The organism is Klebsiella sp. CN_Kp088, from assembly GCF_040064335.1.
In the GTDB taxonomy this organism is placed as follows: domain Bacteria; phylum Pseudomonadota; class Gammaproteobacteria; order Enterobacterales; family Enterobacteriaceae; genus Klebsiella; species Klebsiella aerogenes.
Genome location: NZ_JBEAIQ010000040.1, coordinates 1 through 15360, shown reverse-complemented (window position 1 = coordinate 15360; position 15360 = coordinate 1). Strand labels below are relative to the sequence as shown.

Genomic DNA, 15360 nt, shown 5'->3' with positions numbered 1-15360 from the left:
TTTTGCTATGCTGAAGACGACTACTGAAGGAGAAGACGTATGGCACAGGGCGCCGTGAAAAAAACCGGCAAGCGTTCACAGGCGGTGAGCGCCAAAAAAGAGGCCATTCTGGCCGCTGCGCTGGAGACCTTCTCGCAGTTCGGCATTCACGGTACGCGGCTGGAGCAGGTCGCTGAACTGGCCGGCGTATCGAAAACCAATTTACTCTATTACTACCCATCAAAAGAGGCGCTGTACGTTGCCGTACTGCAGCGGATCCTCGCCATCTGGCTGGCGCCGCTGCGGGCATTTCGCGAAGATATCAGCCCGCTGTTGGCGATCCGCGAATATATTCGCCTCAAGCTTGAGGTATCGCGCGATCATCCTCAGGCTTCCAGGCTGTTCTGTCTGGAGATGCTGCAGGGGGCGCCGTTGCTGATGGGCGAACTGACCGGCGATCTGAAGGCGTTGATAGATGAAAAGTCGGCGATAATCTCGTCATGGATTGATAGCGGCAAGCTGGCGGCGGTCGATCCCCAGCACCTTATCTTTATGATCTGGGCGACAACACAGCATTACGCCGATTTCGCCACTCAGGTGGAGGCGGTAACCAGCGCAACGCTGCAGGATGAGTTGTTTTTCCAGCAAACCGTGGATAACGTGCAGCGGATGATTATCGAAGGGATCCGCGTACGTTAATTAGCTGGCGGCAGCGGGCAGTTTTGGTCGCCGTCTTCGCACTGAAGCAGCGAGGCGAGGAAGGCTTCGCGCTCGACGCTCTTATCGGTCATGCACTGGCTTGTCAGCATCGGTTGCATACTGCCGCCTTCCGCGCCGGAAGCGAGAAACGCGCAGTCGGCGTCACGCAGGGAAATCCACGCCTGCTGGGCTTTCTTCAGCAATTCCAGTTGTTGGCCGGAGGCGCGTTTCAGCGCCTGTTGCCAGGTCTCATTCAGCTTTTTATCGGCCGCCTGATATTGCGCGGCGGCGCACTGATTCATTTCGGTTTGCGTGTTGGCGTTGCTGCAGTCATCCGCCCACGCCGCGCCGCTGGCCAATAGGGCAGCGGCGGCAATTAAAGTGCGTTTCATCGTTCTACTCCCATAAAAAAAGCTCCCGTCCGGGAGCCTTAATTAAGCACAGCTGTGGTCGGCTGTCATTAGTTGAACGCGCCGTAGATTTCCCGGATGGCGGCCGGGTTACCCTTTGGCGGGGTTATGTAGCCCCGGTAAGCGTAGCGCCACCGGGGAGCCCGTTTTAGCCGATGGTCATCAGGCTGGCGTTACCGCCTGCCGCGGCGGTGTTGACGCTCAGCGAACGCTCGATATACAGGCGCTCCAGCAGCAGATTGGTTTCGCCGCGGGCAAAGCCCTGCACCGATACAATCGCCCCGTCGCGCGCCGCCACCTGCTCACACAGCTCGCGCAACTGATCGGAATCACCGTGATAAATGACCGCGTCGAAAGCCTGGCTGGTCAACTGATCCGCTTTCGCAAAATGAATGCGCTCGCTGACCTCACGCGGCAGTTTCTTCGCCAGTTCGCGCTGCAGGGCGCTATCCGGCCACAGCACTTCACAGCCAACCGCCATTGCCGCAGCCAGTTGAATCAGCGCGTCCTGCTCGTTATCCGCCACGCACAATACGCGCTCGCGCGGCATCAGCGTCAGGGTATTGCGCTCGCCGGTTGGCCCTGGCAGCAGACGTTGGGTGCCGCTTTGCGCCAGATCGCTGTATTGCTGACACAGCGCCTGCAGTTCAGGACGGCCAGCCGCCCACTGCTGCAGTGCCTGCAGCGGTTTTTCCAGCAGCGTTTTCAACTGGGCGTCCAGCGGACGCTCCGCATCCTGGCGGGCGAAAGTGACGCCGACCGCGTCCTGTGGGCGACTGGAGAGCAGACGATACAGGTACAGCGGGCCGCCGGCTTTCGGACCGGTACCCGATAACCCTTCGCCGCCGAACGGCTGTACGCCGACCACCGCGCCAACCATATTGCGGTTGACGTACAGGTTGCCGACTTTCGCGCTGCCGGTGACCTGAGCGATGGTTTCGTCGATACGGGTATGCACGCCGAGGGTCAGACCGTAGCCGGAGGCGTTAATCTGCTCGACCAGCTTATCCAGTTCGTTACGGTTATAGCGCACCACGTGCAGAACCGGGCCAAAGACCTCTTTTTTCAGTTCGTCGAAGCTCTCGAGTTCGATAAGCGTTGGCGCCACGAACGTACCGTGATTCCATTCGCGGGCATCTTCGCTATTTTCACGTACCGCCTGGAAGACATTACGGCCTTTCGCGCGCAGCGCCTGAATATGGCGCTCGATATTCTCTTTGGCTTCCGCGTCGATTACCGGGCCGATATCGGTGGTCAGACGACCCGGATTCCCCATCCGGCATTCGCTCATCGCGCCGCGCAGCATGGTTAACGTATGGTCGGCGACTTCTTCCTGCAGGCAAAGCACGCGCAAGGCGGAACAGCGCTGGCCGGCGCTGTCGAAAGCCGAGGCCAGTACGTCGATCACCACCTGCTCGGTGAGCGCCGACGAGTCGACGATCATCGCGTTCATGCCGCCGGTTTCCGCGATAAGCGGCGTCGGACGGCCCTGCGCATCAAGGCGGTTAGCGATGTTGCGCTGCAGCAGCGTCGCTACTTCGGTCGAACCGGTAAACATTACGCCGCGAACGCGTTCATCTGAGGTTAGCGCGGCGCCGACGGTTTCCCCGCGGCCCGGCAGCAGTTGAATCACCCCCGGCGGTACGCCGGCTTCCAGCAGAATCGCTACGCCTTGCGCGGCGATAAGCGGCGTCTGCTCGGCCGGTTTGGCCAGCACGCTGTTGCCTGCCGCCAGCGCCGCGGCAATCTGGCCGGTGAAGATCGCCAGCGGGAAGTTCCACGGGCTGATACAGACGACCGGGCCCAATGGACGGTGGGTTTCATTATCGAAATCGTCGCGCACCTGACCGGCATAATAGTGCAGGAAGTCGACGGCTTCGCGCACTTCAGCAATGGCGTTGCTGAAGGTTTTGCCAGCTTCGCGCACCAGGATCCCCATCAGCGTCGGCATCTCGCTTTCCATCAACACGGCGGCGCGCTCAAGAATGGCGGCGCGTTCCTGCGGCGGAGTGGCGAACCAAATTGGCGCGTTATTGATAGCGCTGGTCAGCGCCAGCTGCACTTCGGCATCGCTGGCTTCGCGGACGTAGCCGACGATATCTTTCGGTTCCGCCGGGTTGATGACCGGCTGCATTTCGCCTTCGGCCACCGGCTGCTCCAGCATCGGTAGCGCCTGCCACTTGTGCAGCGCGCTGTTAAGCAGCGAAGAGGAGAGGGAGGCCAGACGATGTTCGTTAGCCAGATCCAGACCGGCGGAGTTGCTGCGGCCGTGACCGTACAGATCGCGCGGTAGTGGAATTTTCGGATGCGGCAAGCCGGCCTGGCCTTCCTGCTGCGCCAGTTTTTCTACCGCGCTGACCGGATCGGCCACCAGTTCATCCAGCGGCAGGGTATTATCCGCGATACGGTTAACGAAGGAGGTATTGGCGCCGTTTTCTAACAGACGACGCACCAGATACGCCAGCAGCGTTTCATGGGTACCGACCGGCGCGTAGATACGGCACGGACGGTTTAGTTTGCCGTCGGCGACTTTGCCCACGACCTGCTCATACAGCGGTTCGCCCATGCCGTGCAGGCACTGGAACTCATACTGGCCAGGATAGTAGTTTTGCCCCGCCAACTGGTAGATAGCCGCCAGCGTATGGGCGTTATGGGTGGCAAATTGCGGATAAATCAGGTTCGGTACCGCCAGCAGCTTCTTGGCGCAGGCGAGATAAGAAACGTCGGTGTAGACCTTACGGGTATAAACCGGATAGCCTTCGAGGCCTTCCATCTGCGCGCGTTTGATTTCGCTATCCCAATAGGCGCCTTTCACCAGGCGGATCATCAGGCGACGGCGGCTGCGGGTCGCCATGTCGATCAGCGAATCAATCACAAACGGGCAGCGTTTCTGGTAGGCCTGGATAACAAAGCCGATTCCGTTCCAGCCGGCCAGCTCCGGTTCGAAGCACAGTTTTTCCAGCAGATCGAGGGAGATCTCCAGACGATCGGCCTCTTCGGCGTCGATGTTAATACCGATGTCGTACTGGCGCGCCAGCAGCGTCAGCGATTTCAGCCGCGGATAGAGCTCTTCCATGACCCGATCATACTGCGCGCGGCTGTAGCGCGGGTGCAGCGCGGAAAGTTTAATCGAGATCCCCGGCCCTTCATAAATGCCGCGGCCGTTAGAGGCTTTGCCGATGGCGTGGATCGCCTGCTGATAAGAGACCATATAGGCCTGCGCATCGGCGGCGGTCAGCGCGGCTTCGCCAAGCATATCGTAGGAGTAACGGAACCCTTTCTCTTCCAGCTTGCGGGCGTTAGCCAGCGCTTCGGCGATGGTTTCCCCGGTGACGAACTGCTCGCCCATCAGGCGCATCGCCATATCGACGCCTTTGCGGATCAGCGGTTCGCCGCTCTTGCCAATAATGCGGTTCAGCGAGCGGGAGAGGCTGGTCTCGTTATGCGTCGACACCAGTTTCCCGGTAAACAACAGTCCCCAGGTGGCAGCATTGACGAACAGCGATGGGCTGCGGCCGATATGCGATTGCCAGTTGCCGTTGCTGATTTTGTCGCGGATTAGCGCGTCGCGGGTGGCTTTATCCGGAATACGCAGCAGCGCTTCGGCCAGGCACATCAGCGCCACGCCTTCCTGTGAGGAAAGCGAGAACTCCTGCAGCAGGCTTTGCACCATGCCGGCGCGGCCGCTGGCGGTTTTCTGGTTGCGCAGTTTTTCCGCCAGCTGGTAGGCCAGCTTGTGCGCCTGTTCGCCTAACGGCTGCGGCAGACGGGCCTGCTCCAGCAACATCGGTACCGCATCGGTTTCCGGGCGACGCCAGGCCGCGGTGATCGCCGCGCGGCTGACCGACTGCGGCAGAATTTGTTCGGCGAATTCGAGGAACGGCTGATATGGCTCATCCGCCGGAGCGCCGGCTTCATCACTTTCATTGGCGGCGCCGGAAAGGAGCGCCGGCAGTTCCGGCAGCGTCTCGTCGTTTTCCAGCTTTTCCAGATAGTTGAAAATGGCTTGTTTAATTAGCCAGTGCGGCGTGCGGTCAATACGGCTCGCGGCGGACTTAATGCGTTCGCGCGTGGCGTCGTCAAGTTTTACACCCATGGTAGTGGTGCCCATTGCGGGAACTCCTGTTAGCTATGTAATGCCCTTTTATTGGTTGCGTAGAAATATCACCTATGTTGCAACTTTGTGCAACCTTGTTAATTGTGACCTGGCTAGCAAGCTGAGAAATGAATGAATTGTTAATAGTCTTGATAAGAATTTCCAATAAATAGCCTCATTCAAATAACGTATTTATCTGCGTTGCTTAACAGTTTTTTCAGGTGCAACCCGTAAAAACGTGAGGGAGTGCAACCTATAGAAAATTGCTATTTTTCCTGAGACAACTTTCGTGTAAATGCTGTGTTAAATCGTTTGTGAAATACCGACGCATCCGTCAGGATACGCTCGCCCAATACAACCAATACGCCATTACCCCGTTCCGGTAGTGGCTAAAACGACAAAGTTGGACGTTGTCGAAATAAATTCTGGAGATTTGCATGGCTATTAGCACACCCATGTTGGTGACGTTTATTGTTTATATTTTTGGCATGGTACTGATAGGTTTTATTGCCTGGCGCTCAACCAAGAACTTTGATGATTATATTCTCGGCGGGCGTAGCCTCGGGCCGTTTGTTACTGCGCTCTCTGCCGGTGCATCGGATATGAGCGGCTGGCTGCTGATGGGGCTTCCGGGAGCAATTTTCCTCTCCGGGATTTCCGAAAGCTGGATCGCCATCGGCCTGACGCTGGGGGCGTGGATTAACTGGAAACTGGTGGCCGGGCGTCTGCGCGTGCATACCGAAGTCAACAACAATGCCCTGACGCTGCCGGACTATTTTACCGGTCGTTTCGAAGATAAAAGCCGCGTGCTGCGTATTATCTCCGCGCTGGTTATCCTGCTGTTCTTCACTATTTATTGTGCTTCCGGGATTGTTGCCGGCGCGCGTCTGTTCGAAAGCACTTTCGGTATGAGCTATGAAACCGCGCTGTGGGCCGGCGCTGCTGCGACGATCGTTTATACCTTCGTGGGCGGTTTCCTGGCGGTGAGCTGGACCGATACCGTGCAGGCCAGTCTGATGATCTTCGCGCTGATTTTAACGCCGGTGATGGTGATTATCTCGGTCGGCGGTTTCGGCGATTCGCTGGAGGTGATTAAGCAAAAAAGCATCGAAAATATCGACATGCTTAAGGGACTGAACTTCGTGGCGATTATTTCGCTGATGGGTTGGGGTCTGGGTTATTTCGGTCAGCCGCATATTCTGGCGCGCTTTATGGCGGCGGATTCGCACCACAGTATCGTTCATGCCCGTCGTATTAGTATGACCTGGATGATCCTCTGTCTGGCGGGCGCGGTATCGGTCGGTTTCTTCGGTATCGCCTACTTTAATAACAACCCGAGCCTGGCGGGCGCGGTTAATCAGAACGCCGAACGGGTATTCATCGAGCTGGCGCAAATCCTGTTTAACCCGTGGATTGCCGGGATCCTGCTGTCGGCCATTCTGGCGGCGGTCATGTCGACCCTGAGCTGCCAGCTGCTGGTCTGCTCCAGCGCTATTACCGAAGATCTGTATAAAGCCTTCCTGCGTAAAAACGCCGGTCAGAAAGAGTTGGTCTGGATCGGCCGCTTCATGGTGCTGGTGGTAGCGCTGATTGCGATTGCGCTCGCCGCTAACCCGGAAAACCGCGTACTGGGTCTGGTCAGCTACGCATGGGCAGGCTTTGGCGCCGCCTTTGGCCCGGTAGTGCTGTTCTCGGTGATGTGGTCGCGTATGACCCGTAACGGCGCGCTGGCCGGGATGATCATTGGCGCGGTCACGGTTATCGTCTGGAAACAGTTCGGCTGGCTGGGACTGTATGAAATCATCCCTGGCTTCCTGTTCGGCAGTATCGGGATTGTGGTCTTCAGCCTGCTGGGCAAGGCGCCATCGGCGGCCATGCAGCAGCGTTTTGCTGAAGCGGACGCGCATTACCACTCTGCGCCGCCGGTACGCGCTACCGCTGAATAAAGTAGCTAGCGCCAAAAACCGCAACGGCTCCCATCAGGGAGCCGTTTTTTTTCGCTGCCTGTACGGCCCGGCGGAAAGCTACTGGTGGTAAGGCGGTTACTTCGCCGCGCCTTCGTTTACCCAGTTCATGAAGATCAGATACCCGATGGAGAGCAGGGTCGCGCCAATAAACATCCCGAGAATGCCATCGGTGGCCATGCCGCCCAACGCGCCGAGCAGAACGATCGGCATCGGCGCATCTACGCCGCGGCCCAACATCAGCGGTTTGAGGACGTTATCAACCATTCCCGCGACAATCAGCAGGACGGTAAACACGACATTCACCGCGGTGCCGTGGTCGCCTGTCATCCACATAATGGCAATCGCCGGGGCGGTGACTAGTATTACCGGAATCTGCGCGATGCCGAGTACCAGCGCCAGCACGAAGAAGATCCCGGCGGCCGGGATCCCCGCCAACGCAATAATAATTCCCGTCAGCAAGGCCTGAATCAGCGCCACGCCAATGACCCCCTGCGCCACGGCGCGAATAGTGCCGGTGCACAGGCGGCTCAGGGCAAGACCTTTATTTTCATCAGTGATACGGATAGCGATACGTTTAGCGCTGCTGGCGCCCGCCGCGCCCCAGGTCATGATGGCGCCGGCAACAATAAAGGAGAGGACAAAGCCCAGCAGCCCGCCGCCCATACTCGCCAGCACGCCGAGCACCAGTTTCGCCGCCTCGCCAATTTGCGCGTGATAACTGCTCAGTACCGCCGGCAGGTCCGCCGAGGCTTTCAGCCAGAACGCATACAGCTTACCGCCGACGAGGGGAATAGAGGCGACGTTAGCCGATGGCGGCGGCAGCGTCAGATCGCTTCCGCTGACTTTATCAATCAGGCTACCGGCGCTTTCGCCAAGCGAGGTCACCATGAAAATGGTCGGGATGACGATAATCAGCAGGCCGAATAACACTAATATGGTCGATGCCAGTCCTTGTCGCCCGCCTATACGTCGCGCGATGTGCTGATGTAAAGGATACAGCGTGACGGCCAGAATCAGCGCCCACAGCATCATGTTCAGGAACGGCGAGAAGACGGTAAAGCAGAAGGAGGCCAGCGCCAGTATCAAGCCGAACTTAATAAACATATCGAGAAAGCGGGTGACAATTCTTTTCTCAATATTAGCTAACTCATTATTTTCTATCATGAATTATTCCAGTTGTTATTTTACGCGGCCGCCAGGCCAGTTAAAAACGCTCAACTATAGAGAAGTCTTTGAAATAAAAAACGCAGGAAATAATTTAAAAAAGAATTTCGCCCAGGTTGTGTTTATCAGTGTAGAACAAAAGAAAATCTGCCGTATCGCCAGAGAGTCATGTTCGCGCATCTCTTGCTAATTCACTGAAAATACGCTGATATCTGTGTACAAAAAACAATGAGGATAGCAAATGAAATTACCCCAGGGCGCTGCGGCGCTGATCGTTGCCGCACTATTGGCAGGATGCGTGGCGCCATCCGAGAAAAGCGCCGCGCACGTTGATTATAACGGCTGTCAGGCGGATAACAGGATGATGCAAACCACCCTTTATTTCGGCCTTAGCCGCCCGGCGGGGAAAGATATTACCGCTCAGGAGTGGCAGCAGTTTGTCGATCGCGATGTGACGCCGCGTTTTCGCGATGGCCTGACGGTATTTGACGCCCGCGGCCAGTGGCTAGGCAACAATGGCGCAGTCGCCCGCGAATCCAGCAAGGCGCTAATGCTGATTCATAGCAACGATGCGAAAAGCGAGCAGGGGATTGAAGCGTTGCGTAATACGTATAAGACGCGCTTTGCCCAGGAGTCCGTTATGCGCGTTGATCAGCCGGTCTGCGTACACTTCTGAAACGCAGGGCGGGGAGCTCCCCCGCCCGATGAGTTACAGCACCAGTCCGGCAAAACTGGCGGACAGCAGGCTCACCAGCGTCGCGCCATAGACCAGACGCAGGCCGAAGCGGGAAACGGTATTGCCTTGCTGCTCGTTAAGCCCTTTAATCGCCCCGGCAATAATGCCAATGGAGGCGAAGTTGGCAAACGAGACGAGGAACACGGAAAGGATCCCTAGCCCGCGCGGCGTCATGCTGGCGGCAATTTTCTGCAGCTCGATCATCGCCACGAATTCATTGGCAACCAGCTTGGTAGCCATAATACTACCGGCATTTAGCGCGTCGCTTAATGGAATACCCACCAGCCACGCCAGCGGATAAAAGACGTAACCGAGAATTTGCTGGAAGCTTAGGCCGAAAATGGTCGCAAATAACGCATTAACGGCGCTAATCAGGGCGATAAAGCCGATTAGCATCGCCAGAATAATCATCGCCACCTTAAAGCCTGCCAGGATATATTCGCCCAGCATTTCAAAGAAGCTCTGTGATTCATGCATCTTCTCTAGCTTAATTTCTGCTTCGCTACCGGGGCGCGTAGGATTAATAATCGACAGCACAATAAAGGTGCTGAACATATTAAGAATCAACGCCGCCACCACGTATTTCGCATCAAGCATAGTCATATACGCGCCGACGATCGACAGTGATACCGTTGACATGGCGGTCGCCGCCATCGTGAACAGACGACGCGAGGAGAGGTCCCCGAGTACGCCTTTGTAAGCAATAAAGTTTTCCGACTGGCCGAGGATCAGCGAGCTGACGGCATTGAATGATTCCAGCTTGCCCATGCCGTTCACCTTCGACAGCAGGGTGCCGATCAGACGAATAAAGATCGGCAGAATACGCCAGTGTTGCAGAATACCTATCAGCGCGGAAATAAAGACAATCGGACACAGTACGCCGAGGAAAATAAAGGCCAGCCCTTTTTCACCCATCCCGCCAAATACGAAATTGGTCCCTTCAGCGGCGAACCCGAGTAACGAAGCAAAAAATCCAGAAATATTTTTCACTACCCATAAACCGCTTTCAGCGTGAAGGAAAAAGAAAGCCAGGGCGATTTCAATAATAATTAACTGCAGAATGTAGCGAATGCGGATTTTTTGTCGGTCATAGCTGGCAAGCCAGGCGAGGGCGAGAATAACCGCCAGCGCCAGCAGGAAGTGCAAAATTTGAGTCATGTTATTTATTTCGCAGATAAATCAGGACCGCCATTTAGCCACAGCGCTCCGGCCCGGTAAATATGTGGCATAAAAAATCATGCTATTTGCCATTTTAATGCTTAGCTGGTGAGGTATTTTCGCAAGTGACTATTTTGTAGCGATTAATTTACAACTAGTCATCATTCCCTGAACATTTCGCTTGTGTTTCTCATTGTTGTAATGATAATCACTATCAGAAATATTTACCTATCTTTGCATCCGTTGACTGCGGTTCACATTTAAGGGTTTCGGCATGTTTGTTCCATTTCTCATCATGTTACGCGAAGGGCTGGAAGCCGCGCTGATTGTCAGCCTGATTGCCAGCTATTTAAAACGAACCCAGCGCGGCAACTGGATCGGCGTCATGTGGATTGGCGTATTCCTCGCGGCGGCGCTCTGTCTCGGGTTAGGGGTTTTTATCAACGAGACCACCGGAGAATTTCCGCAGCGCGAGCAGGAGCTGTTTGAAGGCATCGTGGCGGTGATAGCGGTATTTATTCTCACCTGGATGGTGTTCTGGATGCGTAAAGTATCGCGAAACGTCAAACAACAGCTGGAGCAGGCGGTGGATAACGCGCTGCAGCGCGGGAATAACCACGGCTGGGCGCTGGTGATGATGGTGTTTTTTGCGGTTGCCCGCGAAGGCCTGGAGTCGGTTTTTTTCCTGCTGGCGGCATTCCAGCAGGATGTGGGCATCTGGCCGCCGCTGGGGGCGATGCTCGGCCTGGCGACGGCGGTGGTATTAGGCTTCCTGCTTTACTGGGGCGGTGTCCGCCTTAATCTCGGCGTGTTCTTCAAATGGACCAGTCTGTTTATCCTGCTGGTGGCGGCCGGCCTGGCAGCCGGGGCGATTCGCGCCTTCCACGAGGCGGGACTGTGGAATTATTTCCAGAATGTCGCCTTTGATCTTAGCAACGTGGTATCGACGCATACGCTGTTCGGCACGCTGCTGGAAGGCATCTTTGGTTATCAGGAGACGCCCACCGTCAGCGAAGTGGCGGTTTATCTTCTCTATTTGATCCCGGCGCTGGTGTGTTTTGCCTTGCCGCCGGGCAGCAAAACGACAGCATCACGGGCCGCGTAATTCAGGCGCCGCTGATTAATATAGTTACAACATACTTTTCGAAAGGGATGGCCATGATAATTCAATTTCGCCGTACTGCGCTGCAGTTAACCGTCGCCGCGCTGTTCAGTTCCGCATGCTACGCTCAGGCTGCGGACATTCCGCAGGTAAAAGTTACCGTTAACGACAAGCAGTGCGAACCGATGAATGTGACGGTGAAGGCGGGTAAAACCCAGTTCATCATTCAGAACCACAGCCAGAAAGCGCTGGAGTGGGAGATCCTGAAAGGCGTAATGGTGGTCGAGGAGCGTGAAAATATCGCGCCGGGATTCACGCAAAAATTGACGGCTAACCTACAGCCAGGCGAATACGATATGACCTGTGGCCTGCTGACTAATCCGAAAGGAAAGCTGATTGTCACCGGTGAAACCAGCAAAGATGCGGCGAAAGCCGATGCGGTGCTAAGTCTTGGCGAGGCGATTACTGCGTATAAAGCCTACGTCACCGCGGAAACCGCGCAGCTGGTTAGCGGTACTAAAGCCTTTACCGATGCCGTAAAAGCCGGAGATATCGAGAAAGCGAAGGCGCTGTATGCCCCGACCCGTCAGCACTACGAGCGCATCGAACCGATTGCGGAACTGTTCTCTGACCTCGACGGCAGCATTGACGCCCGTGAAGATGATTTCGAGAAAAAAGCCGAAGATCCGAAATTTACCGGCTTCCATCGTCTGGAAAAAGCGCTGTTTGGCGATAACAGCGTTAAAGGGATGGAAAACTATGCTGAACAGTTGAACAGCGATGTGCTGGAACTGCAAAAACGCATTAGCGAGCTGGCCTTCCCGCCGTCGAAAGTGGTGGGCGGCGCGGCAGGGCTGATTGAAGAAGTGGCGGCCAGCAAAATTAGCGGTGAAGAAGATCGCTACAGCCATACCGATCTGTGGGATTTCCAGGCCAATATCGACGGCGCACAGAAAATCGTCGACCTGCTGCGCCCGCAGCTGCAAAAGGATAATAGCGCGCTGCTGGCCAAAGTTGACGCCAACTTCAAAAAAGTTGATGCCATCCTTGCTAAATACCGCACGAAAGACGGTTTCGAGACCTATGACAAACTTACCACCGCTGACCGTAATGCGCTGAAAGGGCCGATCACGACGCTGGCAGAAGATCTGGCTCAACTACGCGGAATTTTGGGCCTGGATTAATTCGATGACACAACAGAAACCTCGCGACGTGAATGAACCGTCACGTCGCCGCTTACTGAAGGGGATCGGCGCGCTTGGCGGCGCGCTGGCCATCAGCGGCGGTTGCCCGATGGCGCAGGCGGCGAAAGCGGAAAGCTCCCCCGGCACGCTCGCACCCGATGCGCGTCAGGAAAAACAGCCATTTTATGGCCCGCATCAGGCGGGCATCCTGACGCCGCAGCAGGCCTCAATGATGCTGGTGGCGTTTGATGTGCTGGCGGCGGATAAAGCTGACCTCGAACGCCTGTTCCGCTTACTGACTCAGCGGATCGCCTTTTTAACCGCAGGCGGTCCGGCACCGGATACCCCGAATCCCCGATTGCCGCCGATGGATTCCGGGATTTTAGGGCCGTGGATTGCGCCGGATAACCTGACTATCACCGTCTCAGTCGGCCATTCGCTGTTCGATGAGCGCTTTGGATTAGCGGACAAAGCGCCTAAAAAACTGCAGGCAATGACGCGTTTCCCGAATGATTCTCTGGATGCTGCACTGTGCCATGGCGATCTGCTACTGCAGATTTGCGCCAATACCCAGGATACGGTGATTCACGCACTACGTGACATTATCAAGCACACGCCCGATCTGCTGAGCGTGCGCTGGAAGCGGGAAGGGTTTATTTCTGATAGCGCGGCCCGTAGCAAAGGCAAAGAGACGCCAATTAACCTGCTGGGCTTTAAAGACGGTACCGCTAACCCGTTGAGCCAGGATAAAGCGCTAATGAATAACGTGGTGTGGGTTACTGCCGACCAGGGCGAACCGGCCTGGGCGATCGGCGGCAGTTACCAGGCAGCACGTATCATTCAGTTCCACGTTGAGTTCTGGGATCGTACGCCGCTGAAAGAGCAGCAGACGATTTTTGGTCGCGATAAACATTCTGGCGCGCCGTTGGGGATGAAACATGAACATGATGTTCCGGATTATAGTCGCGATCCGAACGGTGAAGTGATTGCCCTTGATAGCCATATTCGTCTTGCGAACCCGCGTACGCCGGAAACGCAGTCCAGCCTGATGATGCGCCGCGGTTACAGCTATTCGTTAGGCGTCACCAACTCAGGGCAACTGGATATGGGGTTATTGTTTGTCTGCTATCAGCACGATCTGGAAAAGGGATTCCTGACGGTGCAGAAACGGCTGAACGGCGAGGCCCTGGAGGAGTACGTTAAACCTATTGGCGGCGGATACTTCTTTGTGTTGCCCGGCGTGATGAATGACCAGCATTATCTTGGACAATCGCTGTTACAAGCCTGATAGGCGTCCTGCCGGCGAAGGCAGGGCGTTTTCTGCTGTTTTTCTCGGATTCAATATATTTCCTGCCATGTGTTATATTTCTGTAATACAAATGACGGATAGTTTTCTACAATGATTTTAGAAATCATTGTTGCGTCAATGTAAAAAATAAGTTGCATTAAGAATAATTTTTGATGTACTTATTACATACGCGGTAGTTCCCGGCAGTGATGTCGCTCACTATGGAGATCGCGAATGGTAAGGTCCTGTAGCGGACAACGTAAAACCACATACCGTACTTTCCAGCACGGGGGCCCAGCTTCCGGCAGCGATTTTCACTCTGTAACCCCAATCTCTTCCACTACTAATCAGGCTAACTCTGGCAGGGTACGCGGTGCGCGTAGCCGCGACTCGTTGTCCATTCAACCGGCAAGCAATGGCTTACAAGGAAGCCAAACCTCAATCGTTCGTGCGCATAATCGCGTTGCTCTTGACGCGCGTGATGTAAACCAACAACGCAAGGTGCTATCCATGGGAAGACAAAAAGCAGTGATCAAAGCTCGTCGTGAGGCAAAACGTGTGCTGAGACGGGATTCGCGTAGCCATAAACAACGTGAAGAAGAATCGGTCACATCGCTTGTGCAAATGAGTGGCGTAGAAGCAATCGGCATGGCGCGGGATAGCCGCGATCTTTCGCCGATTGAAGCGCGTAATGAAGCTCAGGCGCATTATTTGAATGCCATCGACAATAAACAGCTGATTTTCGCCACCGGCGAAGCCGGGTGCGGGAAGACCTGGATCAGCGCGGCTAAAGCAGCTGAAGCCCTGATCCATAAGGATGTGGACAGAATTATTGTTACCCGTCCCGTTCTGCAGGCCGACGAAGATCTCGGCTTCTTACCGGGAGATATCGCCGAAAAATTCGCTCCTTATTTCCGACCGGTATATGACGTACTGGTGAAGCGGTTGGGCGCTTCCTTTATGCAATACTGCCTGCGTCCGGAAATCGGCAAGGTAGAAATCGCGCCGTTCGCCTATATGCGCGGACGCACCTTTGAAAATGCGGTGGTGATTCTGGACGAGGCCCAGAACGTGACCGCGGCGCAAATGAAGATGTTTTTGACCCGCCTCGGGGAGAACGTCACGGTGATCGTCAACGGCGATATTACCCAGTGTGATTTGCCCTCTGGCGTAAAATCAGGACTGAGTGACGCGCTGTCGCGTTTTGAAGAAGACGACATGATTGGCATCGTGCGCTTTACCACCGATGACTGCGTGCGTTCAACGCTTTGCCAGCGAACGTTGAAAGCCTATTATTAAACGCTAGTGAGTGTGCAAAGCCCGGGATGTCCCGGGCTTTGTTGTTTTTGCAACATTTTCCCGGCGGCGCTGCGCCTGGCCGGGCTACTGGTGGTGGTTCGGCCTGTGGGATTCCCGGCGGCGTTGCGCTTGGCCGGGCTACTGGCTGGTGGTGCGGCCTGTGGGATTCCCGGCGGCGCTGCGCCTGGACGGGCTACTTGTTGATGGTGCGGCCTGTGGGATGGGTAGCCCGGGCGAGGCATTTATGCCGACCCCGGGAAGGTTTACCGGGGTCAGAT

At 55.8% G+C, this 15360-nt stretch carries 12 protein-coding genes; 8 read left to right on the top strand and 4 right to left on the bottom strand.

The window, feature by feature from the left end:
• Positions 1 to 39 precede the first annotated feature (39 nt).
• On the top strand, positions 40 to 678 hold the full coding sequence (gene rutR, locus ABLV08_RS23190) for an HTH-type transcriptional regulator RutR (protein ID WP_348856305.1): 639 nt from the start codon (positions 40 to 42) through the stop codon (positions 676 to 678).
• Here the strand turns inward: rutR and ABLV08_RS23185 are convergent.
• Entirely contained in the window at positions 675 to 1070 is a 396-nt protein-coding gene (locus ABLV08_RS23185) for a lysozyme inhibitor LprI family protein (protein ID WP_045360063.1), read from the bottom strand. The two genes, rutR and ABLV08_RS23185, sit on opposite strands and share 4 nt — an antisense overlap.
• Positions 1071 to 1236: 166 nt before the next feature.
• Positions 1237 to 5199 (bottom strand): trifunctional transcriptional regulator/proline dehydrogenase/L-glutamate gamma-semialdehyde dehydrogenase, encoded by a 3963-nt coding sequence (gene putA / locus ABLV08_RS23180; protein ID WP_087877465.1) that lies wholly within the window; start codon positions 5197 to 5199, stop codon positions 1237 to 1239.
• 422 nt (positions 5200 to 5621) lie between these two features.
• Here putA and putP point away from each other — a divergent pair, with 422 nt between their 5' ends.
• The gene (gene putP / locus ABLV08_RS23175) at positions 5622 to 7130 is read left to right on the top strand and encodes a sodium/proline symporter PutP (protein WP_015704992.1); all 1509 of its coding nucleotides are present in this window, start codon (positions 5622 to 5624) and stop codon (positions 7128 to 7130) included.
• 96 nt (positions 7131 to 7226) lie between these two features.
• On the opposite strand, the gene ABLV08_RS23170 is transcribed toward putP, so the two are convergent.
• Positions 7227 to 8315 carry an AI-2E family transporter gene (locus tag ABLV08_RS23170; RefSeq protein ID WP_015367237.1) on the bottom strand — a complete coding sequence of 363 codons (1089 nt, stop codon included), beginning with the start codon at positions 8313 to 8315 and terminating at the stop codon, positions 7227 to 7229.
• A 241-nt stretch (positions 8316 to 8556) separates the two neighbouring features.
• Between ABLV08_RS23170 and ABLV08_RS23165 the strand changes: the two genes are divergently transcribed.
• Complete coding sequence (locus tag ABLV08_RS23165) at positions 8557 to 8991, top strand: DUF3574 domain-containing protein (RefSeq protein WP_032707750.1); 435 nt, start codon at positions 8557 to 8559, stop codon at positions 8989 to 8991.
• A 33-nt stretch (positions 8992 to 9024) separates the two neighbouring features.
• Here the strand turns inward: ABLV08_RS23165 and ABLV08_RS23160 are convergent, their stop codons facing one another.
• Positions 9025 to 10209: a nucleoside transporter C-terminal domain-containing protein gene (locus tag ABLV08_RS23160; protein ID WP_348856304.1), complete on the bottom strand. Its 1185-nt coding sequence runs from the start codon at positions 10207 to 10209 to the stop codon at positions 9025 to 9027.
• Positions 10210 to 10483: 274 nt separating this feature from the next.
• Between ABLV08_RS23160 and efeU the strand changes: the two genes are divergently transcribed.
• From efeU to ABLV08_RS23135, 5 genes are all read left to right on the top strand, one after another.
• Positions 10484 to 11314, top strand: coding sequence for an iron uptake transporter permease EfeU (efeU, locus tag ABLV08_RS23155; RefSeq protein WP_015367234.1), 831 nt, complete (start codon positions 10484 to 10486; stop codon positions 11312 to 11314).
• Between the two features lie 53 nt (positions 11315 to 11367).
• Entirely contained in the window at positions 11368 to 12495 is a 1128-nt protein-coding gene (gene efeO, locus ABLV08_RS23150) for an iron uptake system protein EfeO (RefSeq protein ID WP_047045259.1), read from the top strand.
• Between the two features lie 4 nt (positions 12496 to 12499).
• Positions 12500 to 13783 carry an iron uptake transporter deferrochelatase/peroxidase subunit gene (gene efeB / locus ABLV08_RS23145; RefSeq protein WP_049053216.1) on the top strand — a complete coding sequence of 428 codons (1284 nt, stop codon included), beginning with the start codon at positions 12500 to 12502 and terminating at the stop codon, positions 13781 to 13783.
• A gap of 510 nt (positions 13784 to 14293) precedes the next feature.
• Positions 14294 to 15082 carry a phosphate starvation-inducible protein PhoH gene (phoH, locus tag ABLV08_RS23140; RefSeq protein WP_015367231.1) on the top strand — a complete coding sequence of 263 codons (789 nt, stop codon included), beginning with the start codon at positions 14294 to 14296 and terminating at the stop codon, positions 15080 to 15082.
• A gap of 10 nt (positions 15083 to 15092) precedes the next feature.
• The coding region (locus tag ABLV08_RS23135; RefSeq protein WP_348856303.1) for a hypothetical protein at positions 15093 to 15360 on the top strand (268 nt) is incomplete at its 3' end.